Annotated in this window: 23 protein-coding genes; 15 read left to right on the top strand and 8 right to left on the bottom strand. The window is 66.5% G+C overall.

All coding sequences use genetic code 11. The annotated features are described in order from the left end of the window. Nucleotide 1: 1 nt before the first annotated feature. The 4 genes from ACSFA5_RS21600 to ACSFA5_RS21615 form a co-directional block, all read right to left on the bottom strand. Nucleotides 2–1,525, bottom strand: a complete 1,524-nt coding sequence (locus ACSFA5_RS21600) for an acyl-CoA synthetase (protein WP_435446093.1) — start codon at nucleotides 1,523–1,525, stop codon at nucleotides 2–4. A gap of 218 nt (nucleotides 1,526–1,743) precedes the next feature. Next, nucleotides 1,744–2,622: an enoyl-CoA hydratase-related protein gene (locus tag ACSFA5_RS21605; RefSeq protein WP_435446094.1), complete on the bottom strand. Its 879-nt coding sequence runs from the start codon at nucleotides 2,620–2,622 to the stop codon at nucleotides 1,744–1,746. A 61-nt stretch (nucleotides 2,623–2,683) separates the two neighbouring features. Then, nucleotides 2,684–3,817, bottom strand: a complete 1,134-nt coding sequence (locus ACSFA5_RS21610; protein WP_435446095.1) for an acyl-CoA dehydrogenase family protein — start codon at nucleotides 3,815–3,817, stop codon at nucleotides 2,684–2,686. A gap of 6 nt (nucleotides 3,818–3,823) precedes the next feature. Next, the gene (locus tag ACSFA5_RS21615) at nucleotides 3,824–4,996 is read right to left on the bottom strand and encodes an acyl-CoA dehydrogenase family protein (RefSeq protein WP_435446096.1); all 1,173 of its coding nucleotides are present in this window, start codon (nucleotides 4,994–4,996) and stop codon (nucleotides 3,824–3,826) included. Between the two features lie 258 nt (nucleotides 4,997–5,254). Between ACSFA5_RS21615 and dusA the strand changes: the two genes are divergently transcribed. Then, entirely contained in the window at nucleotides 5,255–6,256 is a 1,002-nt protein-coding gene (gene dusA / locus ACSFA5_RS21620) for a tRNA dihydrouridine(20/20a) synthase DusA (RefSeq protein ID WP_435446097.1), read from the top strand. A gap of 148 nt (nucleotides 6,257–6,404) precedes the next feature. Then, nucleotides 6,405–7,190, top strand: a complete 786-nt coding sequence (locus ACSFA5_RS21625; RefSeq protein ID WP_435446098.1) for an IclR family transcriptional regulator — start codon at nucleotides 6,405–6,407, stop codon at nucleotides 7,188–7,190. A gap of 14 nt (nucleotides 7,191–7,204) precedes the next feature. Here ACSFA5_RS21625 and ACSFA5_RS21630 read toward each other — a convergent pair whose 3' ends face one another. Then, complete coding sequence (locus tag ACSFA5_RS21630) at nucleotides 7,205–7,846, bottom strand: GntR family transcriptional regulator (protein WP_435446099.1); 642 nt, start codon at nucleotides 7,844–7,846, stop codon at nucleotides 7,205–7,207. A gap of 127 nt (nucleotides 7,847–7,973) precedes the next feature. Between ACSFA5_RS21630 and scpA the strand changes: the two genes are divergently transcribed. Genes scpA through ACSFA5_RS21665 form a run of 7 tightly spaced genes read left to right on the top strand, consistent with a single transcriptional unit; the run spans nucleotide 7,974 to nucleotide 16,883 of the window. Further along, the gene (scpA, locus tag ACSFA5_RS21635; RefSeq protein ID WP_435446100.1) at nucleotides 7,974–10,136 is read left to right on the top strand and encodes a methylmalonyl-CoA mutase; all 2,163 of its coding nucleotides are present in this window, start codon (nucleotides 7,974–7,976) and stop codon (nucleotides 10,134–10,136) included. Between the two features lie 14 nt (nucleotides 10,137–10,150). Continuing rightward, on the top strand, nucleotides 10,151–10,642 hold the full coding sequence (locus ACSFA5_RS21640) for a GNAT family N-acetyltransferase (protein WP_435446101.1): 492 nt from the start codon (nucleotides 10,151–10,153) through the stop codon (nucleotides 10,640–10,642). Further along, the gene (meaB, locus tag ACSFA5_RS21645) at nucleotides 10,636–11,685 is read left to right on the top strand and encodes a methylmalonyl Co-A mutase-associated GTPase MeaB (protein WP_435446102.1); all 1,050 of its coding nucleotides are present in this window, start codon (nucleotides 10,636–10,638) and stop codon (nucleotides 11,683–11,685) included. The genes ACSFA5_RS21640 and meaB overlap by 7 nt, the downstream gene beginning before the upstream one ends. A gap of 53 nt (nucleotides 11,686–11,738) precedes the next feature. After that, nucleotides 11,739–13,283, top strand: coding sequence for an acyl-CoA carboxylase subunit beta (locus ACSFA5_RS21650; RefSeq protein WP_435446103.1), 1,545 nt, complete (start codon nucleotides 11,739–11,741; stop codon nucleotides 13,281–13,283). A 20-nt stretch (nucleotides 13,284–13,303) separates the two neighbouring features. Further along, on the top strand, nucleotides 13,304–15,352 hold the full coding sequence (locus ACSFA5_RS21655; protein ID WP_435446104.1) for an acetyl-CoA carboxylase biotin carboxylase subunit: 2,049 nt from the start codon (nucleotides 13,304–13,306) through the stop codon (nucleotides 15,350–15,352). Further along, nucleotides 15,352–16,389, top strand: a complete 1,038-nt coding sequence (gene bioB / locus ACSFA5_RS21660) for a biotin synthase BioB (protein WP_435446105.1) — start codon at nucleotides 15,352–15,354, stop codon at nucleotides 16,387–16,389. Before ACSFA5_RS21655 ends, bioB begins: the two co-directional genes overlap by 1 nt. Beyond that, the gene (locus ACSFA5_RS21665; RefSeq protein WP_435446106.1) at nucleotides 16,386–16,883 is read left to right on the top strand and encodes a VOC family protein; all 498 of its coding nucleotides are present in this window, start codon (nucleotides 16,386–16,388) and stop codon (nucleotides 16,881–16,883) included. The genes bioB and ACSFA5_RS21665 overlap by 4 nt, the downstream gene beginning before the upstream one ends. Nucleotides 16,884–16,952: 69 nt before the next feature. Here ACSFA5_RS21665 and ACSFA5_RS21670 read toward each other — a convergent pair whose 3' ends face one another. The 3 genes from ACSFA5_RS21670 to ACSFA5_RS21680 all read right to left on the bottom strand — a co-directional run bounded on the left by ACSFA5_RS21670 (nucleotide 16,953) and on the right by ACSFA5_RS21680 (nucleotide 20,402). After that, entirely contained in the window at nucleotides 16,953–17,588 is a 636-nt protein-coding gene (locus ACSFA5_RS21670) for an RnfABCDGE type electron transport complex subunit B (protein ID WP_435446107.1), read from the bottom strand. 20 nt (nucleotides 17,589–17,608) lie between these two features. Then, nucleotides 17,609–19,048 carry a polyhydroxyalkanoate depolymerase gene (locus tag ACSFA5_RS21675; RefSeq protein ID WP_435446108.1) on the bottom strand — a complete coding sequence of 480 codons (1,440 nt, stop codon included), beginning with the start codon at nucleotides 19,046–19,048 and terminating at the stop codon, nucleotides 17,609–17,611. A gap of 157 nt (nucleotides 19,049–19,205) precedes the next feature. Further along, entirely contained in the window at nucleotides 19,206–20,402 is a 1,197-nt protein-coding gene (locus tag ACSFA5_RS21680) for an amino acid aminotransferase (RefSeq protein WP_435446109.1), read from the bottom strand. 105 nt (nucleotides 20,403–20,507) lie between these two features. On the opposite strand from ACSFA5_RS21680, the gene uvrB reads away from it, so the two are divergent. The 6 genes from uvrB to hscB all read left to right on the top strand — a co-directional run bounded on the left by uvrB (nucleotide 20,508) and on the right by hscB (nucleotide 26,090). Beyond that, the gene (uvrB, locus tag ACSFA5_RS21685; protein ID WP_435446110.1) at nucleotides 20,508–22,625 is read left to right on the top strand and encodes an excinuclease ABC subunit UvrB; all 2,118 of its coding nucleotides are present in this window, start codon (nucleotides 20,508–20,510) and stop codon (nucleotides 22,623–22,625) included. Between the two features lie 255 nt (nucleotides 22,626–22,880). Then, nucleotides 22,881–23,417 carry a Fe-S cluster assembly transcriptional regulator IscR gene (gene iscR / locus ACSFA5_RS21690; protein WP_093237517.1) on the top strand — a complete coding sequence of 179 codons (537 nt, stop codon included), beginning with the start codon at nucleotides 22,881–22,883 and terminating at the stop codon, nucleotides 23,415–23,417. A gap of 75 nt (nucleotides 23,418–23,492) precedes the next feature. Continuing rightward, the gene (locus ACSFA5_RS21695) at nucleotides 23,493–24,713 is read left to right on the top strand and encodes an IscS subfamily cysteine desulfurase (protein ID WP_435446111.1); all 1,221 of its coding nucleotides are present in this window, start codon (nucleotides 23,493–23,495) and stop codon (nucleotides 24,711–24,713) included. 50 nt (nucleotides 24,714–24,763) lie between these two features. Then, nucleotides 24,764–25,183 (top strand): Fe-S cluster assembly scaffold IscU, encoded by a 420-nt coding sequence (gene iscU, locus ACSFA5_RS21700; RefSeq protein ID WP_435446112.1) that lies wholly within the window; start codon nucleotides 24,764–24,766, stop codon nucleotides 25,181–25,183. A gap of 1 nt (nucleotide 25,184) precedes the next feature. Further along, nucleotides 25,185–25,508: an iron-sulfur cluster assembly protein IscA gene (iscA, locus tag ACSFA5_RS21705; protein WP_007828190.1), complete on the top strand. Its 324-nt coding sequence runs from the start codon at nucleotides 25,185–25,187 to the stop codon at nucleotides 25,506–25,508. Between the two features lie 63 nt (nucleotides 25,509–25,571). Beyond that, nucleotides 25,572–26,090 (top strand): Fe-S protein assembly co-chaperone HscB, encoded by a 519-nt coding sequence (gene hscB / locus ACSFA5_RS21710; protein ID WP_435446113.1) that lies wholly within the window; start codon nucleotides 25,572–25,574, stop codon nucleotides 26,088–26,090. Nucleotides 26,091–26,093: the final 3 nt, after the last annotated feature.

Below are 26,093 nucleotides of genomic sequence, written 5' to 3' on the forward strand. Positions count from 1 at the left end.
GTCAGATCTTCCGGCCCGCGGCCTGCCAGAACGGATCGCGCAGCCGGCGCTTGAAGATCTTGCCGCTGTCCTCGCGCGGCAGCGCGGCATGAAAGTCGAAACGGCGCGGCACCTTGTACTTCGCGATGCGGGCTTCCAGAAAGGCGCGAAGACCGGCGGCGTCGGGCGCGGTGCCGGGCATCGGCTCCACGGCTGCCGCCAGCGATTCGCCCATTTCCTCGTCGGGAATGCCGAACACCGCGCAATCGCGCACCAGCGGGCACTGCAGCAGCACGGCCTCGATCTCGGCCGGATAGATGTTCACGCCGGCGGAAATCACCATGTCGGAGCGGCGGTCGCACAGGTAGAGGTGGTCGTCCTTCACGTAGCCGACGTCGCCGCAGCTGATGAGGCCGTCGCGTTCCACTTCCTGGCGCTTCTCGGGGTGGTTGTGGTACGTGAAGTCGGCATAGGCGGGCACGCGCACGAAGATCTCGCCGATCTCGCCGGGCGCCACCGGCCGGCCGTCTTCGCCGTAGAGCGCCATGCGCGCGCCGGGCGTGAGGCGGCCCACGCTGCCCGGAAACGCCAGCCCGTCTTCGGGCGTGCTGAGCGTGGCGGTTCCGACCTCGGTGCCGCCGTAGGTTTCGTAGACCACCGGGCCCCACCAGTCCATCAGCGCGCGCTTGGTTTCGCCCGAGCAGGGCGCGCCGGTGTGCGTCACCCACTTCAGCGAACTCAGGTCGTAGCGCCGGCGCACGTCTTCGGGCAGCTTGAGCATGCGCACGAACATCGTGGGCACGGCCACCATGTGGCTGATGCGGTGCTGCTCGATGGCGGCGAGCACGGCCTCGGCGTCGAACCGGGTCTGCATCACCAGCACGTCGCAGATCGGCAGGGCCTGGCGCGCATAGGCGTTGGGCGAGGCGTGGTACAGCGGCCCGCCGATCAGCGCGCGCACGCCCGGCTGCAGGCCGTAGACGCTGCGCAGCAGGTCGACGTAGGCGGCCGCCTGTTCCGGCGTGGCCGCATTGCGTTTCACGCCCTTGGCGCGCCCGGTGGTGCCCGAGGTGTAGATCATGGTCGCGCGGCTGCGGCGCGGCGGGCCGTCCCAGGGGGTGAAGGCCTCGAGCCAGGCGTTCCATTCGGTCGCATCGGCGGGCGGCTGCGTCGCCTCGGGCGCGAGCGAGAAGGCGCGTGCGGCCTCGGGCGGCGTCGGCACGGTAATGACGATGGTGCCGACGGGAATCCGCTCGCGAATCGGCGCCAGCAGGTCGGCATGCCCGACCAGCACCTTGGGTTCGACGTCGCCCACGATGTAGAGCACTTCCTCCGGCTTGCCGTGCCAGTTGATCGGCACCGCATAGGCGCCGAGCGCGGCGGCGGCCTGCTGCGCTTCGAAGAAGGCGAAGTCGTTGCGCAGCAGCAGCGCGACGGCGTCGCCCTCGCGCACGCCCGCCGCATCGAAACCGCGCGCGGCACGCAGGGCGCGCTGCATCAGCGCGCCCTGCGCCATGCTGCGCTGGTCGAGGATCACCTGGCTCATGTCGTCGTGTCTCCGGGGTCTGCGGTCCAAAAAGTACCGCTGTTGTCAATGGTTCAACATATGATAAGTCTCGCCCCGCCGCCGTGGCAAGGGTGGTACCCCCCATGCAGGAGGCGACGACGAAGGTTGCGAGCACGCTGGAGCAGGCCCGTGGAAACGAACTGGATCAGCGCCCGGTCCGGCGCGCGGAGCGGTGTTCGGCGAAGGCGCGCGGGCCTTCAGGCGGAGAACGGCGGTTCCGTCCACCACGGATAGAAACCCGGCATGCCGGTGCTCACCTTGTCCGGGAAGCGCGCGGGCCGCTTCTGCTTGAACGAGGCCACGCCTTCCGCGGTGTCGGCCGAGCCGCCGCGCGCCTGCAGCGCCGCGCTTTCCAGGCGGTGCGCCTCCATAGGGTGTACGGCGCCGAGCATGCGCCACATCAGTTGCCGCGTGAGCGCCACCGACACGGGCGCGGCGTTGTCGGCGATGTCGAGCGCCAGGGCCTGCGCGCGCATCAGCAGTTCGGCGGGCTCGCACACCTCATTCACCAGGCCGCCGCGCAAGGCTTCGGCGGCGTCGAACACCTGGCCGCCCAGGCTCCACGCGAGCGCCTTCGAGATGCCCACCACGCGGGGCAGGAACCAGCTGGCGCACGCGTCGGGCACGATGCCGCGGCGCGCAAAGACGAAGCCGAAGCGCGCGTCGCTCGATGCGATGCGCACGTCCATCGGCAGCAGCATCGATGCGCCGATGCCGACGGCCGCGCCGTTGATGGCGCCGATCAGCGGCTTGGTGCAGGCGAACAGCCGCAGCGCGAGCACACCGCCGCCGTCGCGGCCTGCCTCGTCGCCGGGCTCGGGCGCGCGTGCCGGCGATGCGGTGTCGAAGGCGCGGCTGCCTTCCGACAGGTCGAAGCCGGCGCAGAACGTGCGGCCCGCGCCGGTGAAAACGATGGCGCGCACGGCGTCGTCGGCGTCGGCCAGGTCGAGCGCGCGGCACAGCTCGCGCCGCATTGCGCGCGTCATGGCGTTCATCTTCTCGGGGCGGTACAAGGTCAGCGTGAGCACCGGGCCCGACAGGTCCCAGCGGATCGTCTCGAAGACCGGGTCGCTCATTGACGTGCCTTCGTGCTTCGCGCTGCGGTGCGCGCTTGCTTGGGGCGGCCCGGCGCTGCGTTCATGCCATGGCCGCCAGCTTTGCCGCCTGCGCGTCCATGTCGCCGAAGAGTTGATCGATCAGCGTGACGCGGCGCAGGCAGTGGCCGACGGCGTATTCCTCGGTCATGCCGATGCCGCCGTGCACCTGGATGGCGGCATGGCAGAGGCCGCGGCCGTGGCGGCCGATCATCAGTTTGGCGCGGGCGAGGTCGGCGTGCGCATCGGGCGCGTCGAGGTCGTCGGCGGCCAGCGCCGCGGCCATGGCCATGCTGCGGCACATCTCCAGGCTCACCAGCATCTCCGCCGCACGGTGGCGCAGGGCCTGGTTTTCGCCGATCAGGCGACCGAACTGCTTGCGGGTATGGAGGTAGTCGATCGCAAGCTTGTAGGCCGACTCCATGGCGCCGACGGCATCGGCGCACACGGCCGCGGTGCCCATTGCAAGGGTGCCCGCCAGCGCGCGCAGTCCGGCGGCGGCATCGCGCGGATCGCCAAGCGGCAGGGCCGCAGCCGCCTGGAAGCGGAGCTCTCCGCCCGGCGTGTCGTCGACCATGCGGTGCGACCGGCAGGCCAAGCCCTTGGCGTTGGCGTCGACCAGGAACAGCGCGATGCCGCGCTCGTCGTCGGGCGCGCCTGCGACGCGAGCACTGACCACGAAGCGGTGCGCGGCGGTGGCGTGCAGCACGTTGCACTTGGCGCCGTCGAGCAGCCACCGGCCGCCGTCGAGGCGCGCCGCGGTCTCGATCCACAGCGGGGCCTGGCGCGCACCTTCCTCGTCGTGCGCCCAGGCCAGGCGCACTTCGCCGCTCGCCACGTCGGGCAGCAGTTGCGCCTGCAGCGCGTCGTCGCCTGCGAGCCGAACGGCGGTGGCGCCCAGCACGATCGATGACAGGAAGGGCTCCAACGACAGCGCACGGCCCAGCTCCTGCATCACCGGCAGCAGGTCGACCGCGCCGCCGCCGAAGCCGCCGTGCGCCAGCGGCAGGGGGAGGGCGGTCAGGCCGAGCTCGGCCAGTTGCTGCCACACCGGCTGGCTCCAGCCCGCCGGCGTGGCCGCGACGGCGCGGCGCTGCTCGAAGCCGTAGACATCGCCCATCAGGCGGGCGAGGCTGCCTTGAAGCGCTTGCTGCTCTTCATTGAGTTCGAAGTTCATCGTGACCTACCCCAGGATCGTCTTGGAAAGAATGTCCTTCTGGACCTCGCTCGTGCCGCCGTAGATGCTGGCCGCGCGGCTGTAGAAGTAGCGCATGGCCAGCGGCCCGGCCCAATGGTCGGCGCCGTCGCCGTCGTGCGGGCGCCGCTCCATGGCCGAGGGGCCCGCAATGCGTTGCAGCAACAGGGCGATGTCCTGCTGCAGCTCGGTGCCCTTGAGCTTCAGCACGGAAGCGAAGCCAGGGTTCTTCTGCGCCGTGTCCGGGGACAGCAGGAAGCGCCAGTTGGTGATTTCCAGTGCGCGGATCTCGGCGTCGAGCATGGCCATTTCGCTGCGCAGCTTCGGGCTGTCGAGCAGGGGCTTGCCGGCCTGCGTGAGCTTGCCGGCGAGTTCGCGGGCGTAGTCGAGCCGCTCGCGGCACAGGCCCACGTTGGCGATGCCGGTGCGTTCGTTCATCAGCAGGTACTTGGCGCAGTCCCAGCCGCGGCCTTCTTCGCCGACCAGGTTGTCGACAGGCACGCGCACCTCGTCGAAGAACACCTCGTTGAGGTGGTGCTGTCCGTCGATGGAGGTGATGGGGCGGATCGTGATGCCCGGCGTGCGCAGGTCGACCAGCAGGAACGAGATGCCGTGCTGCTTCTTGCCTTCGTTGTCGGTGCGCACCAGCGCGAACACCCAGTCGGCCAGGTGCGCGGTGGTGGTCCAGATCTTCTGGCCGTTGACGACGTACTCGCCGCCTTCCCGCTTGGCCGAGGTGCGCAGCGAGGCCAGATCCGAGCCCGAACCGGGCTCGGAAAAGCCCTGGCAGAACCAGATGTCGAGGTTGGCGAGCTTGGGCATGAAAAAGCGCTTTTGCGCCTCGGTGCCGAACTTCAGCAGCACCGGACCGAGCATCCCGACATTGAACACCTGCGGCAGCGGGGCGGGCGCGCGGAACAGCTCGTCGAGCAGGATGAGCCGCTCGGCCTGGCCGAGCTCGGCGCCGCCGAACTCGCGCGGCCAGTGCGGCGCGGCCCAGCCTTTTTTGTTGAGGATGCGCTGCCAGGTCACGGTGTCCTGCTTGCGCGGCGGATGGCCCAGGCGAAGGCGTTCGCGGATGTCGGCGGGAAGCCGCTCTTTCACGAAGCGGCGGACTTCGTCGCGGAATGCGGCCTGGCTGGCGGTGAGGTCTAGATCCATCGAGGTGGTGGCGGTGCCTGACAGTTGAATGAAGGCATCATATCGCCGATTGACGCATTGGATCAACCATTGCGATTTGATCGTGTCGTAATGTGGGGCCGTCCGGGGTGTTGCCCGCGCTTGGCTGCCATGAAGGACTCGAAGGCCCGGATCGATGGGCTCTCTCTGTATGCGAACCCTTGAAACGCCCTCGCGTGCGAAACTACCCGGCCCGCTGCAGCCGATCACACGAGCGTGCGCACGAGGGGTTCCAAGCGTATGAATGATCGCGATAAGTTGTTGAATTCAAGAGAAAAAATCATTTCCGTCGCGCCGATGATGGACTGGACCGACCGCCACTGCCGGTACTTCCATCGCCTGCTGTCGCGCCAAGCGCTGCTGTACACCGAGATGGTGACGACGGGCGCGCTGATTCATGGCGACGTGCCCCGGCACCTTCGCTTCAACGCCGAAGAACACCCCCTGGCGCTGCAACTCGGCGGCAGCGAGCCGGCCGACCTGGCGCACTGCGCGAAGCTCGGCGAGGAATGGGGCTACGGCGAGGTCAACCTCAACTGCGGCTGCCCGAGCGAGCGCGTGCAGCGCGGCGCGTTCGGCGCCTGCCTCATGAACGAGCCGCAACTGGTGGCCGATTGCGTGAAGGCGATGGTCGACGTGGTCGACATTCCGGTCACCGTGAAGCACCGCATCGGCATCGACAAGATCGAGCGCTACGAGTTCGTGCGCGACTTCGTCGGCAAGGTGAGCGAGGCGGGTTGCGAGACCTTCATCGTGCATGCGCGCAATGCGTGGCTGCAGGGTTTGAGCCCGAAGCAGAACCGCGAGATTCCGCCGCTGCGCTATGAACTGGTGCACCGGCTGAAGCACGACTTTCCGGCGCTGAAGTTCTCGATCAACGGCGGCATCTCGGTCAACGCGCAAGTGCATGAGCACCTGCGCCTGCTCGACGGCGTGATGGTGGGGCGCGAGGCGTACCACAACCCGTGGTGGCTGGCCGAGTGGGACGCCGAGTTCTACGGCGCCGCGCCGCAGCCACTGACGCGCGAAGAGGTCGAGTCGCTGATGTGCGACTACATGGCCCGCGACGCGGCGGAGCACGGCACGAACTGGTGGTCGATCGCGCGCCACATGCTGGGCCTGCGCAACGGCCTGCCGGGCGCGCGCCGCTGGCGCCAGGTCTGGAGCGACCACAAGCTCAAGACGCGTCCGGCGCACGAAGTCATGGCCCTGGCGCACGAAGCTGTCACCCAGGCCGCCTGAGCCGGAACAGGCCAGCCACGGCCTTTGCGGCCGTGCATTCCTTCGAACTGAAACATCGTTTCAAAATCGCTACTTCTTGATAAGTGGCGCGTCAACCGTTTTTTGCTGAAAAATAAGGAGTTCAGGGAAATAAAAAAGGTTCGGATACATGAATGACGCGATTGGCGGCAAAGAAGAGGTAAGTGCGCTCGCCCGGGGCCTGGCCCTGCTGAAGGTCATAGGCATGGCGGCGGCCCCCACAGGCAATCGCGAACTGGCGGACGCCACCGGCATCCCCAAGGCCACGGTGTCCCGGCTCACCGCCACGCTGGTGAGCGCCGGGTACTTGCGACAGTCCCAGGACAGCGAACGCTTCAGCTTGGGCCCGGCGCTGCTGGACATGAGCAGCCGCTACCTGCGGCATTTCGATCTGCGCACGATGGCGCGGCCCTACCTGGCGCAGCTGTCGGAGTCGGCCGGGGTGAGCGTGCACCTGGGCGTGCGCGACGACGTGGACATCCTGGTCATCGACTCGCTGCGGCCCCGCTCGGTGGTCATCAGTTCGCGCATCGAGGTCGGCACGCGCATGACCATCGCGACCTCGGCCGCCGGCCGGGCCTACCTGGCCTCGCTGCCCGAGCCCGAGCAGGCGGTTCTGCTGGAGCAGATCCGGCTGGAAAGCGGGGAAAACTGGAGCGCCATCGAGCCGCGCCTGATGGCCGGCCTCGACGAGTACGCGCGGTTCGGGTACTGCGGCTCCTTCGGCGACTGGAATCCGCACATCCACGCGCTCGGCTTTGCGCTCAAGGGCCCGGGTGGCGAGCGTTACGCGGTCAGCTGCGGCGGCCCGGCCTACCTGCTGCCCAAGGACGCGATGGTGGCGCGCATCGTGCCGCTGCTGCTGCAAACCGCCCAGCGCATCGCTGGCGAGGCCGGCACCCTCAACCTGGACTGAAGCGCAAGGCGAACCTATGCAGCGGCTTCGAGGCCGTTCTGAAAGTGTTCCCGCATGCGGGCCATGGCGGCGTCGGCATCGCGCGCCTCGATGGCCGCCATCACCGCGCGGTGCTCCGCCAGCGATTCGCCGATGCGGCCGGCCTTCAGCAGCGAGTTGTGCCGGTTGAGCTTCATCACCTTGCGCAGGTCGGCCACCATCTGGTCGCGCCACTTGTTGTTGGCGATGGACAGCAGCTGCATGTGGAAGCGCTCGTTCACCGCGAAGAAGTGCTCGCGGTCTTCGGGCGTGGCCGCGGCCTCGAGTTCCGCGTGCAGCGCCTTGAGTTGGGCGCGTTGCGCGTCGGTGGCGCGCTCGGCCACCACGCCCGCGGCGTCGCTCTCCAGCAGCGAGAGCAGGTGGTACACGTCGGCCAGGTCCTGCTCGGACACCTCGGTGACGTAGGCGCCGCGCCGCACCTTCATCGTCACCAGGCCCTCGGCCGCCAGCACCTTCAGCGCTTCCCGCAGCGGCGTGCGGCTGATGCCGTATTCCTCGGCCAGCTTGAGCTCGTCGATCCAGCTGCCGGGCTCCAGCTCGCGCCGGAAAATCCGCTGGCGCAGCAGCTCGGCCACCTCTTCATAGAGGGCGCGGGGGGTGAGGGTGACGGCGGACATGGGCCGGACTGTACTTCAAAAAAGACGTTTGAATTAATAATTATGGATGGGTTAGACTCGCGCCCGGCTTGCAAATCCGTGCAGGCGAATTTGCGAATACCCAGCAGACACTGCGAACGGCCCCCTCATGAGCAGCACTCCCGAACCCACCTTCAAGCCCGCCGACCTCGGTGCCTGGGCCAAGTCCGCCGCCAAGTCCGCGCCGGGTGGCGACGTGAGCGCGCTGAACTGGATCACGCCCGACGGCATCACCGTCAAGCCGCTGTACACCGCGGCCGACCTGCAGGGCCTGAAATACACCGACACGCTCCCCGGCTTCGAGCCCTACCTGCGCGGCCCGCAGGCCACCATGTACGCGGTGCGCCCCTGGACCATCCGCCAGTACGCGGGCTTCTCCACCGCCGAGGAATCGAACGCCTTCTACCGCAAGGCGCTGGCCGCCGGCGGGCAGGGCGTGAGCGTGGCCTTCGACCTCGCCACCCACCGCGGCTACGACAGCGACCACCCGCGCGTAACCGGCGACGTCGGCAAGGCCGGCGTGGCGATCGATTCGGTGGAGGACATGAAGATTCTGTTCGACCAGATCCCGCTCGACAAGGTGAGTGTCTCGATGACGATGAACGGCGCCGTGCTGCCGGTGCTGGCCGGCTACGTGGTCGCGGCCGAAGAGCAGGGCGTGTCGAAAGAGCTGCTGAGCGGAACCATCCAGAACGACATCCTCAAGGAGTTCATGGTCCGCAACACGTACATCTTTCCGCCCGCGCCGAGCATGCGGATCATCGGGGACATCATCGAGTACACGGCGCAGCACATGCCCAAGTTCAACTCGATCTCCATCAGCGGTTATCACATGCAGGAAGCCGGCGCCAACCAGGCGCTGGAGCTGGCCTTCACGCTGGCCGACGGCAAGGAGTATGTGAAGACCGCGCTGGCCAAGGGCCTCGATGTGGACGGCTTCGCCGGGCGCCTGAGCTTCTTCTGGGCCATCGGCATGAACTTCTACCTGGAAGTGGCCAAGATGCGCGCGGCGCGACTGCTGTGGTGCCGCATCATGAAAGAGTTCGAGCCCAGGAACCCCAAGAGCCTGATGCTGCGCACGCACTGCCAGACCTCGGGCTGGAGCCTGACCGAGCAGGACCCGTACAACAACGTGGTGCGCACCACCATCGAAGCGATGGCCGCGGTGTTCGGCGGCACGCAAAGCCTGCACACCAACGCGTTGGACGAAGCGATTGCGCTGCCCACCGAGTTCAGCTCGCGCATCGCGCGCAACACGCAGCTGATCATTCAGGAAGAGACGCACATCACCAGCGTGATCGACCCCTGGGCCGGCAGCTACATGATGGAGAAGCTCACCCAGGACATGGCCGACGCGGCCTGGACCCTCATCGAGGAGGTCGAAGCCATGGGCGGCATGACCAAGGCGGTCGACAGCGGTTGGGCCAAGCTCAAGATCGAGGCGGCGGCGGCCGAGAAGCAGGCACGCATCGACTCCGGCCGCGACGTGATCGTGGGCGTGAACAAGTACAAGCTCAAGACCGAAGACGCGATCGACAGCCTGTCGATCGACAACGTGAGGGTGCGCGACCAGCAGGTGGCGCGGCTGCAGACCATTCGCGCCTCGCGCGACACCATCAAGGTGCAGGCCGCGCTCGACGCGCTGACCGACGCCGCCGAGAACGGCACCGGCAACCTGCTGGCGCTGAGCATCGATGCCGTGCGCCTGCGCGCCACGGTGGGCGAGATCTCGGACGCGCTCGAAAAGATCTACGGGCGCCATCGCGCGGACACGCAGAAGGTGACCGGTGTGTACGCAGCCGCCTACGACTCGGCCGAAGGCTGGGAAGCGCTGAAGACGGAGATCAACGCCTTCGCAGAAGAACAGGGCCGCCGCCCGCGCGTGATGATCTCCAAGCTCGGGCAGGACGGGCACGACCGCGGCGCCAAGGTGGTGGCCACCGCGTTCGCCGACCTGGGCTTCGACGTCGACATGGGCCCGCTCTTTCAGACACCCGAAGAATGTGCGCGCCAGGCCATCGAGAACGACGTGCATGCCGTGGGCGTGAGCACGCTCGCCGCCGGCCACAAGACGCTGGTGCCGGCCATCATCGAAGAGCTGAAGAAGCAGGGCGCGGACGACATCATCGTGTTCGTCGGCGGCGTGATTCCGCGGCAGGACTACGACTTTCTGTACGAGGCCGGCGTCAAGGGCATCTACGGACCGGGCACGCCCATTCCGGCCAGCGCCAAGGACGTGCTGGAGCAGATTCGCGCGGCCGTCGCGGCCTGAAGAAAAGCATCGACGTGAGCGATCTCTTGTCGCGGCTGTCGCTGCAGCCGGTGGATTCCAGCGATTTCGAGGCCATGCTGGCCTTGCGTGTGGATGCGATGCGCCCCAGCCTGGAACGCGTGGGCCGCTTCGACCCCGAGCGTTCGCGCGAGCGCCTGAGCGCGGGTTTCGTGGTGCCTTTTATGCACCACATCGTGCTCGACGGCGACCAGCGCGTGGGCTTCGTCACGCTCAAGCCCGAGGGCGCCGACGCGCTGCGCCTTGACCATCTCTACCTGCGCACCGGCTTCCAGGGCCTGGGCATCGGCGAATGGGTGCTGCACTGGGCCAAGGCGCAGGCGCGCGAACAGCAGCGCGACATCGCGCTCACCGCGCTGGTGGAGAGTGACGCCAACCGTTTCTACCTGCGGCACGGTTTCGTGCTCGAAGGCGAGGAGGGCGTCGACCTGCACTACCGCTGGCGAGTGGCGTCGGAGCCGTCGGTGCGGTCGGAGGGTGCGTGCTGAACACCGTGCAGGGCCTCGAAAGCGCGCTGACCGAGTCGCCCGGCATGGCGCAGCGCCGTGCCATCGCCAAGGCCATCACGCTGCTCGAATCGACGCGCACCGACCACCGCGCGCAGGCCGACGAGCTGCTCACCGCGCTGCTGCCGCGCACCGGCAACTCCTTTCGTCTCGGCATCTCGGGCGTGCCCGGCGTCGGCAAATCGACCTTCATCGAAACCCTGGGACTGCTGCTGATCGACAAGGGCCACCGCGTGGCGGTGCTCACCATCGACCCCTCGTCCACCGTGTCGGGCGGCTCCATCCTCGGTGACAAGACACGCATGGAGCGCCTGTCGGTGCACGAGCGCGCCTACATCCGGCCGAGCCCGTCGAGCGGCACGCTGGGCGGCGTCGCCGAGAAGACGCGCGAGGCCATGCTGGTGTGCGAGGCCGCGGGCTACGACGTGGTCATCGTCGAGACCGTGGGCGTGGGCCAGTCGGAGACGGCGGTGTCCGGCATGACCGACATGTTCGTGCTGATGCAACTGCCCAACGCCGGCGACGACCTGCAGGCGATCAAGAAGGGCGTGATGGAAATCGCCGACCTCGTGGTCATCAACAAGGCCGACATCGACAAGGACGCCGCCACGCGCGCGCAGGCGCAGATCACCTCCGCCCTTCGGCTGTTCGGCCACCAGGGCAACCCGGACCACGCGCATGCGGTGCACGACGCGCACAGCGGCGCCGAGGTGCGCTTCTGGCTGCCCAAGGTGCTGCAGCTCAGCGCGCTCGCAGGCACCGGCGTCGACGCCTTCTGGAGCGCCGTCACCCAGTTCAGGCAACTGCAGACCGCCAACGGCAAGCTCGCCACACGCCGCGAAAAGCAGGCCACCGCGTGGATGTGGGAGCGCATCGACGCCGGGCTCAAACAGGCTTTCAGGCACCACCCGCAGGTGCGCGAGCTCCTGCCGCAGCTCACGCAACAGGTGGCGCAGGGCAGCTTGCCGGCCTCCACGGCGGCGCGCAGCCTGCTCGCGGCGGCGGCCATCACCGCGCGCCCTTGACGGTTGCAGATCACATCGCAAAGCAATTCAGGACCACAGCTTCGGAACACACCATGCAAGAACTGATTGAACAACTCGAACAGCGCCGCGCCAAGGCGCGCCTCGGCGGTGGGCAGAAGCGCATCGACGCGCAACATGCCAAGGGCAAGCTCACCGCGCGCGAGCGCATCGAGCTGCTGCTGGACGACAACACCTTCGAAGAGTGGGACATGTTCGTCGAGCACCGCTCGGTCGACTTCGGCATGGCCGAGCATAAGATTCCCGGCGACGGCGTGGTCACCGGCTACGGAATGATCAATGGGCGCCTGGTGTTCGTGTTCAGCCAGGACTTCACCGTGTTCGGCGGCGCGCTCAGCGAAGCCCATGCCGAGAAGATCTGCAAGGTGATGGACCAGGCCATGAAGGTCGGCGCACCGGTCATCGGGCTGAACGACTCGGGCGGCGCGCGCATCCAGGAAGGCGTGGCGTCGCTGGGCGGCTACGCCGACGTGTTCCAGCGCAACGTGATGGCCTCGGGCGTGGTGCCGCAGATCAGCATGGTGATGGGCCCGTGCGCGGGCGGCGCGGTGTATTCGCCCGCCATGACCGACTTCATCTTCATGGTGAAGGACTCGAGCTACATGTTCGTCACCGGCCCCGAGGTGGTGAAGACCGTGACGCACGAGAGCGTAACGGCCGAGGAACTGGGCGGCGCCATCACCCACACCACCCGCAGCGGCGTGGCCGACATGGCGTTCGAGAACGACGTCGAGGCGCTGATGATGCTGCGCCGCCTGTACAACTACCTGCCGCTGAACAACCGCGAAAAGCCGCCGGTGCGCCTGGGCAACAACGGCCAGGGCGACCCGGCCGACCGGCCCGACTACTCGCTCGACACGCTGGTGCCCGACAACCCGAACAAGCCCTACGACATCAAGGAACTGATCCTGAAGGTGGTGGACGACGGCGACTTCTTCGAGCTGCAGCCCGAGTACGCGAAGAACATCGTGATCGGCTTCGCGCGCATGGAGGGCCAGACCATCGGGATCGTGGCCAACCAGCCGCTGGTGCTGGCGGGCTGCCTGGACATCAAGAGCAGCATCAAGGCCGCGCGCTTCGTGCGCTTTTGCGATTGCTTCAACATCCCCGTCGTCACGTTCGTCGACGTGCCCGGCTTCATGCCCGGCACGGGGCAGGAGTACGGCGGCATCATCAAGCACGGCGCCAAGCTGCTGTACGCGTACGCGGAGTGCACGGTGCCCAAGATCACCGTCATCACGCGCAAGGCCTACGGCGGCGCTTACGACGTGATGGCTTCGAAGCATTTGCGCGGAGACGTCAACCTTGCGTGGCCGCGCGCCGAGATCGCGGTGATGGGCGCGAAGGGCGCGGTGGAAATCATCTTCCGCGAGGACAAGAACGACCCCGAGAAGCTGGCTGCACGCGAAGCCGAATACAAGGCGCGCTTTGCGAACCCCTATGTGGCCAGCGCACGCGGCTACATCGACGATGTGATCCTGCCGCACGAAACGCGCAAGCGCATCTGCCGCTCGCTGGTGATGCTGCGCGACAAGAAGCTCGAGAACCCGTGGCGCAAGCACGGGAACATTCCGCTCTGAGCGGGACGGAGAAGAAGAACATGTTCAAGAAAATCCTGATCGCCAACCGCGGCGAAATCGCCTGCCGCGTCATCCAGACCGCCAAGAAGATGGGCATCCTCACCGTCGCCGTCTACTCCGACGCCGACAAGGAAGCCCGTCACGTCGAGATGGCCGACGAGGCCGTGCACATCGGCGCCGCGCCCAGCCGCGAGAGCTACCTGCAGGCCGACCGCATCATCGCGGCCTGCAAGCAGACGGGCGCCGAGGCGGTGCACCCGGGCTACGGCTTCCTGTCGGAGAACGAAGCCTTCGCCCGCAAGGCCGAGGAAGAGGGCATCGTCTTCATCGGGCCCAAGCACTACTCGATTGCGGCGATGGGCGACAAGATTGCGTCCAAGAAGCTCGCCAACGAAGCCAAGGTCAACACGATTCCAGGCTGGAACGACGCCATCGAGACGGCCGAGCGCGCCGTCGAGATTGCGCATGGCATCGGCTACCCCGTGATGATCAAGGCATCGGCCGGCGGCGGCGGCAAGGGCTTGCGCGTGGCCTTCAACGACAAGGAAGCCTTCGAGGGCTTCACCTCGTGCCGCAACGAGGCGCGCAACAGCTTCGGCGACGACCGCGTGTTCATCGAGAAGTTCGTCGAGGAGCCGCGCCATATCGAGATCCAGGTGCTGGGCGATTCGCACGGCAACGTGATCTACCTGAACGAGCGCGAATGCTCCATTCAGCGGCGCCACCAGAAGGTGATCGAAGAGGCGCCTTCGCCCTTCATCAGCGACGCCACGCGCAAGGCGATGGGCGCGCAGGCCGTGCAGCTGGCCAAGGCGGTGAACTACCAGAGCGCGGGCACGGTGGAGTTCGTGGTCGGAAAGGACCAGAGCTTCTTCTTCCTCGAGATGAACACGCGCCTGCAGGTGGAGCACCCGGTGACCGAATGCATCACCGGGCTGGACCTGGTCGAGCTGATGATTCGCGTGGCGGCCGGCGAGCCGCTGCCGCTCACGCAGGAGCAGGTGAAGCGCGACGGCTGGGCCATCGAGTGCCGCATCAACGCCGAAGACCCGTTCCGCAACTTCCTGCCCTCGACCGGCCGGCTGGTGAAGTTCCAGCCGCCGGCACAGACCATGTTCGCGAGCGACACCGAGCATCTGCAGGGCGTGCGCGTGGACACGGGCGTGTACGACGGCGGCGAGATCCCGATGTACTACGACTCGATGATCGCCAAGCTCATCGTGCACGGCAAGGACCGCCAGCATGCGATTGCCCTCATGCGCGAGGCGCTCAACGGCTTCGTGATCCGTGGCGTGAGCAGCAACATTCCGTTCCAGGCGGCGCTGCTGGCGCATCCGAAGTTCGTGGCGGGCGACTTCAACACCGGCTTCATCGCCGAGCACTACGGCAAGGGCTTCCACGCGGAAGACGTGCCGCACACCGATCCGTCGTTCCTGGTCGCGCTGGCGGCCTACGTGCACCGCCGCTATCGCGCGCGTGCCTCGGGCATCAGCGGTCAGCTCGAAGGCCACGGCGTGAAGGTGGGCGAGCAGTTCGTGGTGGTCGAGATGGGGCCCGAAGGCAAGCACGTGCACCACCCGGTGTCGGTCAGCGACTTCCAGGGCAAGACCGGTGCGAGCGCGGTGTCCGTGGCCGGCAAGAGCTACAAGATCGACAGCAGCTCTGCGCTGGGTGCGATACGCGTGACGGGCATGGTCAACGACAAGCCCTTCACCGCGCAGGTGGAGCGCGGCGCGGGCAAGAACCCGCTGGCGCTGCGCGTGTCGCACGACGGCACGCAGATCGAGGCGATGGTGCTGTCGCCGCTGGGCGCGCGCTTGCTGGCGCTGATGCCCTACAAGGCGCCGCCGGACCTGAGCAAGTTCCTGATGTCGCCGATGCCGGGCCTGCTGGTCGAGGTGGCGGTGCAGCCGGGACAACACGTACAGGCCGGCGAGAAGCTCGCGGTGATCGAGGCGATGAAGATGGAGAACGTGCTGTTCGCCACGCAGGACGGCGTGGTCGGCAAGATTTCCGCGAACAAGGGCGAGTCGCTCGCGGTGGACCAGATCATCATGGAGTTCAACTGATGGGTGCCGCCGAGCTGCAACAGGCGATCACGCTGCACCGGCCGTCGAAGGCCACGGCGCCGACGGCCGACGTGCGCTGGTCCGTCGAGGCCATCCAGGCGCTGCTCGACAAGCCGCTGATGGACTTGTTGTTCGAGGCACAGACCGTGCACCGTCAGCACTTTCCCGCCGGCGACATCGAGCTGGCCACGTTGCTGTCGGTGAAGACCGGCGGCTGCCCCGAGAACTGCGGCTACTGCCCGCAGTCGGCCGAGTTCGACACCGGCGTGAAGGCGCAGAAGCTCATGGAGGTCGACGAGGTGGTGCGCGCCGCGCAGGCCGCCAAGGACGCCGGCGCCACCCGCTTCTGCATGGGCGCCGCATGGCGCGCGCCCAAGGACCGCGACGTGGAAAAGGTGGCCGTGCTGGTCGAGGCCGTGAAGGGCCTGGGCCTGCAGACCTGCGCCACGCTGGGCATGCTGGAGCCGCACCACGCGCACCAGCTCAAGGCCGCGGGCCTGGACTACTACAACCACAACCTGGACACCGCGCCCGAGTACTACACCGACGTGGTCGACACGCGCACCTACCAGGACCGGCTCGACACGCTGGCCCACGTGCGCAGCGCCGGCATCAGCGTGTGCTGCGGCGGCATCGTGGGCATGGGCGAGGCGCCTGTGCACCGCGCCGGGCTCATCGCGCAGCTGGCCAACCTGGACCCGTACCCGGAGTCGGTGCCCATCAACAGCCTGGTGCGCGTGCCCGGCACGCCGCTGGCCGACTCGGAACCGGTCGACCCCTTCGACTTCGTGCGCATGATCGCGGTCGCGCGCATCACCATGCCGACGGCGCGCGTGCGGCTGTCGGCGGGGCGCCAGCAGATGGGCGATGCGGTGCAGGCGCTGTGCTTCATGGCCGGCGCGAACTCGATCTTCTACGGCGACAAGCTGCTGGTCACCGGCAACCCCGATGTCGAGGCCGACACGGTGCTGCTGCGCAGGCTCGGCCTCCGGGCCCGCCAGGTCCAGGCGACAAGCGAAGAAGGATGTGCCGCATGACCGACACCATCGCCAGCCCGCGTCCATTCAAGGTGCTGGGCATCCAGCAGATCGCCATCGGCGGCCCCGACAAGCTGCGGCTGCAGAAGTTGTGGGTCGACATGCTGGGGCTCGAGGTCACGGGCACGTTCAAGAGCGAGCGCGAGAACGTCGACGAGGACATCTGCACGATGGGCGTGGGCCCGTTCAAGGTCGAGGTCGACCTGATGCAGCCGCTGGACCCCGAAAAGAAACCGGCCGTGCACACCACGCCGCTGAACCACGTGGGCCTGTGGATCGACGACCTGCCCAGGGCGGTCGAATGGCTCACGGCGCAGGGCGTGCGCTTTGCGCCGGGCGGCATCCGCAAGGGCGCGGCCGGCTTCGACATCTGCTTTTTGCACCCGAAGGCGAACGACGAATTTCCGATCGCGGGCGAGGGCGTGCTGATCGAGATGGTGCAGGCGCCGCCCGAGGTGGTCAGCGCCTTCGGCACGTTCGCGGCTGCGCGCTGAGCGCGGTTTTTCAGTTCTGGCGTTGCGACCGCACAGGCCCGCGTCGCGCGGGTGTGCAGGTGCACGACGTCACGGCTTTGGGGCTTGCTGGCGTTGCAGCGAGGCGGCGCGCGCACGCGCCAGGGCGGCTTCGACGATGGAGCGCTTGCGGTCGCCGGCGTCTTGCGGGGCTTGTGCTTCGGCCGGCTTTTCATCAGCCAACCGGGCGTCGGTGTTGCGGTGCTTGCCGTGCGTTTCGTAGCGGCGCCGCGCGCTGTCGGCCTGCTCGGCGGACCACGCCTGCCAGCCGCTGAGGCCCGGCGTCTCGTTCTCGAGCGAAATGCAATCGACGGGGCAGACCGGGATGCACAGTTCGCAGCCGGTGCAGTGCGCCTCGATCACCGTGTGCATGCGCTTGTTGATGCCGACGATGGCATCGGTCGGGCAGGCGTCCAGGCACAGGGTGCAGCCGATGCACCAGGCCTCGTCGATGACGGCCATGGCGCGCGGGCCTTCGGTGCCGAACTGCGGGTCGAGGGGGAGCAGGGGGCGGCCGGTGATGAGCGCCAGGCGCTCGATGCCTTGCGCGCCACCCGGCGGGCACTGGTTGATGCCCGCTTCTTCAGCCGCCACGGCCTGGGCGTAGCCTGCGCAATCGGGGTAGCCGCACCGGGTGCACTGCGTTTGAGGCAGTGCGTCGTTGATGCGTGCGGCGAGTCCGATCACTGGCGGTTGGTGTGCGCGCTTCAGCGCGCAGCGCTGGCGCGGGGCTTCTTGCGCGCGGCGGTTTTCTTGACGGCGACGGCCACGGTTTTCACGGCCTTCTTCGCTGGCGCCTTCTTGGCTGCAACGGCGGCGGTCCGACGGGTCGGCTTGACCGTGTCTTCGGCGGCAAGCTCGCCGCGGTTGCCCGCGCGGCTCTGCGGCTGGTCGTTGGCTGCGATGAACTTCACCACCTTCGGGTAGACCAGCTCGCGCCAGCGGCGACCGCTGAAGATGCCGTAGTGGCCCGCGCCCTTGACTTCGTAGTGCTCGCGCTTGCTGTCCGAGATGCCGGTGCACAGGCTGTGCGCTGCTTCGGTCTGGCCCGAGCCGGAGATGTCGTCGAGCTCGCCTTCCACCGTCAGCAGCGCGGCGGTGCGGATGTCCTGAGGACGCACGCGTTCGATCTGTCCTTGGGGGTTCTTGACGTCCCAGGTGCCGTTGACGAGTTCGAACTGCTGGAACACGGTGCGGATCGTGTCGAGGTAGTAGTCGGCGTCCATGTCGAGCACGGCGTTGTACTCGTCGTAGAACTTGCGGTGGGCCTCGACACTGGCGTCGTCGCCCTTGATGAGGTCCTTGAAGTAGTCGTAGTGGCTGGTGGCGTGGCGGTCGGGGTTCATGGCCACGAAGCCGGTGTGCTGCAGGAAGCCCGGATACACGCGGCGGCCTTCACCGGGGAAGCCCTTGGGCACCGGGTAGATCACGTTGTTCTCGAACCATTCGTAGCTCTTGTTCATCGCGAGGTTGTTGACCGCGGTGGGCGACTTGCGGGCGTCGATGGGGCCGCCCATCATCGTCAGCGTCAGGGGCAGCGGCTCCTTGCGGCTGGCCATGAGCGACACGGCGGCCAGCACCGGCACGGTCGGCTGGCACACGCTCACCACGTGGCAGTTGCCGTACTCGGCCTGCAGCAGGCGGATGAACTCCTGCACGTAATTGATGTAGTCGTCGAGGTGGAACTCGCCCTCCGACATCGGCACCAGGCGCGCGTTCTTCCAGTCGGTGATGTAGACCTTGTGGTCCTGCAGCATGGTGCGCACGGTGTCGCGCAGCAGCGTGGCGTAGTGGCCCGACAGGGGCGCCACGATCAGCACCACGGGCTGGCTCTTGAGCGTCTTGAGAATGTGCGGCTCGTCGGTGAAGCGCTTGAAGCGGCGCAGCTCGCAGAAAGGCTTGTCGAGCGCGATGGCTTCCTGGATGACGACGTCTTCGCCGTCGACCTTCACCGACTTGATGTTGAATTCGGGCTTCTCGTAGTCCTTGCCCAGGCGGTACATGAGGTCGTAGCCCGCGGCCATGCGCTGCGCCATGGGCATCTGGCCCCACACGGCGCCTTGACCGTAGAGTTTGGAGGCGGCCTGGGCGAAGTCCGAGAAGGGCTCCATCAAGGAACGCTGGGCTTCGTAGAGTTGATAGAGCATCGCTGGTGTCGGAGTGGAATGTTGCAGTGCAATATATCAGCGCATTCGCCGCGGTGCAGGGGGCCTAACCCCTATGCCGACCCTGCCGCGAGGCTCATTCCCGCCAAGAGTGTGAAGGAATCGTCGCGAGGGCGATTCCCTCACATTTTGCTGTCACCTAGATGACTTTGGCGATCGAGGCACAAACGTGCTCGATGTTCTTGCTGTTCAGCGCGGCCACGCACATGCGGCCGGTGTCGGTGCCGTACACGCCGAATTCATTGCGCAGGCGCACCATCTGGTCCTTGCTGAGGCCGGAGTAGCTGAACATGCCGATCTGGGTGGTGATGAAGCTCATGTCTTCCTTCACGCCGGCGGCCTTGAGGCCATCGACCAGCTTCTGGCGCATCGCCTTGATGCGCACGCGCATCTCGCCGAGTTCCTTTTCCCACAGGGCGCGCAGCTCGGGGGTGCCGAGCACCGCGGCGACCACGGCGCCGCCGTGGATCGGCGGGTTGCTGTAGTTGGTGCGAATGGCGATCTTCAGCTGCGACAGCACGCGGCCGGCTTCTTCCTTGCTCTCGCACAGCACCGACAGGGCGCCGACGCGCTCGCCGTACAGGCTGAAGCTCTTGGAGAACGAGGTCGACACGAAGAAGGTCAGCCCGGCATCGACGAACTTGCCGACGGCCGCGCCGTCTTCGGTCAGGCCATAGCCGAAGCCCTGGTAGGCCATGTCGAGGAAGGGCACGAGGTTCCTGGCCTTGATGGCCGCAACCACCTGGTCCCACTGCTCGGACGTGATGTCGTAGCCGGTCGGGTTGTGGCAGCAGGCGTGCAGCACGACGACCGTGCCGGCGGGCGCCGCGTTCAGGGCGGCCAGCATGCCGTTGAAGTCGATGCCGCGCTTGGCGGCGTCGTAGTAGGGGTAGCTTTCGACCTCGAAGCCCGCGTTGGTGAACAGCGCGCGGTGGTTTTCCCAGCTCGGGTCGCTGATCAGCACCTTGGCGCTGGGGTTGAGCTTCTTCAGGAAGTCGGCGCCGACCTTCAGGCCGCCGGTACCGCCGATGGCCTGGATGGTGGCCACGCGGCCGGAGGTGACGGGTTCGCTGTCGGCGCCGAAGACCAGCGCCTTCACGGCGTTGTCGTACGCGACGATGCCGTCGATGGGCAGATAACCACGCGCTGTGGGCGCCTTCATCATGTTCTGCTCGGCCGCCTGCACGCACTGCAGCAGGGGCAGCTTGCCGTTGTCGTCGTAATAGACGCCGACGCCGAGATTGACCTTGGCGGGGTTGGTGTCGGCGGCAAACTGCTCGTTGAGGCCGAGGATCGGGTCGCGCGGTGCCATTTCGACCGCGGTGAACATAGACATGGAAAGGTCCTTTGGGATGAAAGCTTCGCTGGCAACCGGGTTTGCGCTACGCTTTCCGGTTGCCTTGAATTTTACCGGGGCCATCGCCACCTGTCGGGAACAGCCATGCCAGAGAACAACGAAGCCATAGCAGACCTGAAGAAACTGGACCCGATCGGTCCGGCGAAACAGGGTGAATTCGTCCGCTACCCGGGCTCGCCGTTCGAGCTTTTCCAGCCCTATCCGCCGGCCGGGGACCAGCCCAAGGCCATCGAGGGGTTGGTGGCGGGTGTGAAAGACGGCGAAGTTTTCCAGACTTTGCTGGGCGTGACCGGCTCGGGCAAGACCTTCACCATGGCCAACGTGATTGCACAACTGGGCCGCCCAGCCATCATCTTCGCGCCCAACAAGACGCTGGCGGCGCAGCTCTACAGTGAGTTTCGCGAGTTCTTCCCGAAGAACGCGGTCGAGTACTTCGTGAGCTACTACGACTACTACCAGCCCGAGGCCTACGTGCCGCAGCGCGACCTGTTCATCGAGAAGGACTCGTCGATCAACGAGCACATCGAGCAGATGCGGCTGTCGGCCACCAAGAGCGTGCTGGAGCGGCGCGACACCGTGATCGTGGCCACGGTGAGCGCCATCTACGGCATCGGCACGCCCGAGGACTACATGGAGATGCGGCTGATCGCCCGCGTGGGCGACAAGGTCGGCCAGCGCGATCTGATCTCGCGGCTCATCCGCATGCAGTACACGCGCAACGAGCAGGACTTCTCGCGCGGTACCTTCCGCGTGCGGGGCGACACCATCGACGTGTTTCCGGCCGAGCACAGCGAGCTGGCGATCCGCTTCGAGCTGTTCGACGACGAGATCGAGTCGCTGCAGCTCTTCGACCCCCTGACCGGGCGCATTCGGCAGAAGGTGCCGCGCTTCACGGTGTACCCGTCGAGCCACTACGTGACGCCGCGCGACAAGGTGCTGGCGGCGGTGGAAACCATCAAGATCGAGTTGTCGGGCCGGCTGAAGGAACTGGTCGGCGCGGGCAAGCTGGTCGAGGCGCAGCGGCTGGAGCAGCGCACACGCTTCGACCTTGAAATGCTCGCCGAGATCGGCCACTGCAAGGGCATCGAGAACTACACCCGCCACCTGTCGGGGGCGGCGCCGGGCCAGCCGCCCGCGACGCTGACCGACTACATGCCGAAGGACGCGCTGATGTTCCTCGACGAGAGCCACCAGATGATCGGGCAGCTCGGCGGCATGTACAACGGCGACCGGGCACGCAAGACCACGCTGGTCGAATATGGCTTTCGCCTGCCGAGCGCCCTGGACAACCGGCCGCTCAAGCTGGAAGAGTTCGAGACACGCATGCGCCAGTGCATCTTCGTTTCGGCCACGCCGGCGCAGTACGAGAAGGACCATGCGGGCAACGTGGTCGAACAGCTGGTGCGGCCCACCGGGCTGATCGACCCCGAGGTCGAGGTGCGCCCCGCCACCCACCAAGTGGACGACGTGCTGGGCGAGATCCGCATTCGCGTCGACAAGAACGAGCGCGTGCTCATCACCACGCTGACCAAGCGCATGGCCGAGCAGCTGACCGACTACCTGGGCGACAACGGCGTGAAGGTGCGCTACTTGCACAGCGACATCGACACCGTGGAGCGGGTCGAAATCTTGCGCGACCTGCGCCTGGGGACCTTCGATGTGCTGGTGGGCATCAACCTTCTGCGCGAGGGGCTGGACATTCCGGAGGTGTCGCTGGTCGCGATCCTCGACGCGGACAAGGAGGGCTTTCTGCGTTCCGAGCGCTCGCTGATCCAGACGATCGGCCGCGCAGCGCGCAACCTGAGCGGCAAGGCCATTCTCTACGCCGACCGCATGACCGATTCGATGAAGAAGGCCATCGACGAAACCGAACGCCGGCGCGCGCGGCAGGTTGCCCACAACGAGGCCAACGGCATCACGCCGCGCAGCATCGTCAAGCAGGTGCGCGACCTGATCGACGGCGTCTACAGTGAGAAGACCGGCAAGGAAATGGCCAAGCTCGACCTGGAGCGCGCCAAGGTGGAGGACATGAGCGAGAAGGACATCGCCCGGGAAATCAAGCGGCTCGAAAAGCAGATGCTGGAGCACGCCCGGAACCTCGAATTCGAGAAGGCCGCCCGGGTGCGCGACCAGTTGGCGCTGCTGCGGGAGCGGGCGTTCGGAGCGTCCGGTGGCGACAACATCGCGGTTTTGCCACAGTAGGCTTGGTGCCCGGTTTGCGCTAGTTCTGCGGGTCGCATTCTTCAAGCGAGCCGCGCTGGGGTTTACCCGAGCAGACTTCGGGGCTTCTGTTATACTTGACCGAAACAGTCAACAACATAAAAAGAACTTCGCGATGAAGGACCGACTCCTACCGACTGGTTCACCAGTGTCTGGGGTCGGGCAGGGCGGAGACGAAGTCACCGCGGTCCGGGACCACGGTGTCATTTCAACGGTAAGCACTTGAAGGAGCTTGCGATGCGTCTCACTACCAAAGGCCGCTTTGCGGTTACAGCAATGATCGATCTGGCGCTGCGTCAGAACACCGGTCCGGTCACGCTGGCTGCAATCAGCCAACGGCAGCAGATTTCGCTGTCGTACCTCGAACAGCTGTTCGGCAAGCTGCGCCGTCACGAGCTGGTCGAGTCGACCCGCGGCCCCGGCGGCGGTTACAGCCTCGGGCGCAAGGCGGCGGACATCACCGTGGCCGACATCATTGTTTCTGTCGATGAGCCCATCGATGCCACCCAGTGCGGCGGCAAGGAAAACTGCCTCGGCGAAGCCGGTCGCTGCATGACGCACGAACTCTGGGCCTCGCTGAATCAGCGCATGGTCGAATTCCTCGATTCCGTCACGCTGCAGAAGCTGGTGGACGACCAGATCGCCAAGGGCGTGCAGATCGAGAACAAGCCGGTCGTCAAGCGTGCGATCTCGGCCCAGCCAGTGGTCAAGCCGATTCGCGTGAATGCGCCGAATTCGGTGTTCGCCCTCGGCAACGTCTTCGCCAAGTCCTGAGTGTCGGTAGCGCCTGCGGGCGCCGCCAAGAGGCGCCAGATCAAAAAACAACCCCCACGCCAGCACGAGCCAGCCATGGACGTAACTCCTCATTTCCCGATCTATCTCGATTACGGCGCCACCACGCCGGTTGACCCCCGTGTGGTCGACGCCATGATTCCCTGGTTGCGCGAACACTTCGGCAATCCGGCATCTCGCAGCCACGCCTGGGGCTGGGAGGCCGAAGAAGCGGTCGAGAAGGCGCGCGGCCAGGTGGCTGACCTGATCAATGCGGATCCGCGCGAGATCGTCTGGACGTCGGGTGCCACCGAGTCGATCAACCTCGCGCTCAAGGGCGCGGCCCAGTTCTACAAGGGCAAGGGCAAGCACCTGATCACGCTGAAGACCGAGCACAAGGCCGTGCTCGACACCATGCGTGAACTGGAGCGCCAGGGCTTCGAGGTGACCTACCTCGACGTCGAGGAAAACGGTCTCGTCGACCTGGAGAAATTCAAGGCGGCCATTCGCCCCGACACCATCCTGGCCAGCGTGCTGTTCGTGAACAACGAGATCGGCGTGATCCAGGACGTGGTCGCGCTGGGCAATGTCTGCCGCGAAAAGGGTGTGATCTTCCACGTCGACTCGGCGCAGGCCACCGGCAAGGTCGAGATCGACATCACCGCGCTGCCCATCGACCTGATGAGCCTCGCTTCGCACAAGACCTATGGCCCCAAGGGCATCGGCGCGCTGTACGTGCGCCGCAAGCCGCGCATTCGCCTCGAAGCGCAAATGCATGGCGGCGGTCACGAGCGCGGCATGCGTTCGGGCACGCTGCCCACGCACCAGATCGTGGGCATGGGCGAGGCGTTTCGCATCGCCAAGCTCGAGATGAAGCAGGACATCGCCCACGCGCGCCACCTGCAGCAGCGCCTGCTGAACGGCCTGAAGGACGTCGAGCAGGTGTTCATCAACGGCGACCTCGAACGCCGTGTGCCGCACAACCTGAACATGAGCTTCAACTACGTCGAAGGCGAGTCGCTGATCATGGGCATCAAGGGCCTGGCGGTGTCGTCGGGTTCGGCCTGCACCTCGGCCAGCCTGGAACCCAGCTATGTGCTGCGCGCCCTGGGCCGCAGCGACGAACTGGCCCACAGCAGCCTGCGCATGACCATCGGCCGCTTCACGACCGAAGAAGAAATCGACTACGCGATCTCGACCATCAAGCACAACGTCGCGAAGCTGCGCGAGCTGAGCCCCCTGTGGGAGATGTTCAAGGACGGCGTCGACATCAGCACGATCCAGTGGTCGGCCCACTGACCCAGGCCAGCCCAAGGCTCCACGATTGAACAAAGTTTGAGAGGTACACCATGGCATATTCTTCCAAGGTCATCGACCACTACGAAAATCCACGCAACGTCGGCTCCTTCGAAAAAGGCGACGACTCGGTAGGCACCGGAATGGTCGGCGCGCCGGCCTGCGGCGACGTGATGAAGCTGCAGATCAAGGTCAACCCCGAAACGGGCGTGATCGAAGACGCACGCTTCAAGACCTACGGCTGCGGCTCGGCGATCGCCTCGTCGTCGCTCGTGACCGAATGGGTCAAGGGCAAGACGCTCGACGAAGCGGCTGCACTGAAGAACGCGCAGATCGCCGAAGAACTGGCGCTGCCGCCGGTGAAGATCCACTGCTCCATCCTGGCAGAAGACGCCATCAAGGCGGCGGTGAACGACTACAAGGCCAAGCACGGCGCGAAGAAGACCGAAGCTGCTGTGGAAGCCGTTCACTGACATGGCCGTCACGCTGACCGAAGCCGCTGCGAGACACGTGACCCGCTACCTCGGCAAACGAGGCAAGGGCGTGGGCGTGCGGCTGGGCGTGAAGACCACCGGCTGCTCGGGCCTGGCCTACAAGCTCGAGTACGTGGACGAGTTCACGCCTGAAGACGTGGTGTTCGAAGACCACGGCGTGAAGGTGCTGGTCGACCCGAAGAGCCTGGCCTACATTGACGGCACGCAGCTCGACTTCGTGCGCGAAGGCCTGAACGAAGGCTTCAAGTTCATCAACCCGAACGAACGCGACCGTTGCGGATGCGGCGAGAGTTTTCGCATCTGATGCACCGTCGCTGACCGCGACCACAGCCGCCACCATGTCATGTGCTGGCGGTTTTTTCTTGCCATGAACCTGAACGACACCGACTTTCAACTGTTCGCCGTCCCGGCGACGTTTGCGCAGGACCGCGCCGCGCTCGACGCGCGCTGGAAAGAACTGCAGCGCGAAGCCCACCCGGACCGCTTCGCCGCGCAAGGCGCTGCGGCGCAGCGCGTGGCCATGCAGTGGTCGGTGCGCATCAACGAGGCCTACCAGCGGCTCAAGGACCCGGTGCGCCGCGCCAGCTACATCTGCGAGCTGCACGATGCGCCGTTGAACGCGGAGAACAACACGGCGATGCCGCCTGAATTCCTGATGCAGCAAATGGAATGGCGCGAGGCGCTCGACGAGGTCGAGGACGCCGCCGCGCTCGACAAGCTTCAGGCCGAGGTCGACGCTGCCCGCGCACGTGCGCTGTCTTCGCTCGGCGGGCTCATCGACGTGCAGCACGACCACCTCGCCGCCGCGCAGCAAGTGAGAGCCCTCATGTTCATTGAGCGCTTCGGCCACGACGTCGAAGCCAAATTCGATCAGTTGGGACAATAGGCC

Origin of the sequence: Variovorax monticola, assembly GCF_051216855.1 — a bacterium.
GTDB lineage: Bacteria > Pseudomonadota > Gammaproteobacteria > Burkholderiales > Burkholderiaceae_C > Variovorax.

Bases quoted from the DNA above. Each gene is read 5' to 3' on its own strand.
- bioB (WP_435446105.1), top strand. From the start codon at position 15,352: ATGGGTGCCGCCGAGCTGCAACAGGCGATCACGCTGCACCGGCCGTCG.
- ACSFA5_RS21680 (WP_435446109.1), bottom strand. From the start codon at position 20,402: ATGTCTATGTTCACCGCGGTCGAAATGGCACCGCGCGACCCGATCCTC.
- ACSFA5_RS21610 (WP_435446095.1), bottom strand. From the start codon at position 3,817: ATGAACTTCGAACTCAATGAAGAGCAGCAAGCGCTTCAAGGCAGCCTC.
- ACSFA5_RS21625 (WP_435446098.1), top strand. From the start codon at position 6,405: ATGAATGACGCGATTGGCGGCAAAGAAGAGGTAAGTGCGCTCGCCCGG.
- ACSFA5_RS21665 (WP_435446106.1), top strand. From the start codon at position 16,386: ATGACCGACACCATCGCCAGCCCGCGTCCATTCAAGGTGCTGGGCATC.
- dusA (WP_435446097.1), top strand. From the start codon at position 5,255: ATGAATGATCGCGATAAGTTGTTGAATTCAAGAGAAAAAATCATTTCC.
- scpA (WP_435446100.1), top strand. From the start codon at position 7,974: ATGAGCAGCACTCCCGAACCCACCTTCAAGCCCGCCGACCTCGGTGCC.
- iscA (WP_007828190.1), top strand. From the start codon at position 25,185: ATGGCCGTCACGCTGACCGAAGCCGCTGCGAGACACGTGACCCGCTAC.
- ACSFA5_RS21600 (WP_435446093.1), bottom strand. From the start codon at position 1,525: ATGAGCCAGGTGATCCTCGACCAGCGCAGCATGGCGCAGGGCGCGCTG.
- ACSFA5_RS21675 (WP_435446108.1), bottom strand. From the start codon at position 19,048: ATGCTCTATCAACTCTACGAAGCCCAGCGTTCCTTGATGGAGCCCTTC.
- ACSFA5_RS21655 (WP_435446104.1), top strand. From the start codon at position 13,304: ATGTTCAAGAAAATCCTGATCGCCAACCGCGGCGAAATCGCCTGCCGC.
- hscB (WP_435446113.1), top strand. From the start codon at position 25,572: ATGAACCTGAACGACACCGACTTTCAACTGTTCGCCGTCCCGGCGACG.
- iscR (WP_093237517.1), top strand. From the start codon at position 22,881: ATGCGTCTCACTACCAAAGGCCGCTTTGCGGTTACAGCAATGATCGAT.
- iscU (WP_435446112.1), top strand. From the start codon at position 24,764: ATGGCATATTCTTCCAAGGTCATCGACCACTACGAAAATCCACGCAAC.
- ACSFA5_RS21695 (WP_435446111.1), top strand. From the start codon at position 23,493: ATGGACGTAACTCCTCATTTCCCGATCTATCTCGATTACGGCGCCACC.
- uvrB (WP_435446110.1), top strand. From the start codon at position 20,508: ATGCCAGAGAACAACGAAGCCATAGCAGACCTGAAGAAACTGGACCCG.
- ACSFA5_RS21615 (WP_435446096.1), bottom strand. From the start codon at position 4,996: ATGGATCTAGACCTCACCGCCAGCCAGGCCGCATTCCGCGACGAAGTC.
- ACSFA5_RS21650 (WP_435446103.1), top strand. From the start codon at position 11,739: ATGCAAGAACTGATTGAACAACTCGAACAGCGCCGCGCCAAGGCGCGC.
- ACSFA5_RS21605 (WP_435446094.1), bottom strand. From the start codon at position 2,622: ATGAGCGACCCGGTCTTCGAGACGATCCGCTGGGACCTGTCGGGCCCG.
- ACSFA5_RS21630 (WP_435446099.1), bottom strand. From the start codon at position 7,846: ATGTCCGCCGTCACCCTCACCCCCCGCGCCCTCTATGAAGAGGTGGCC.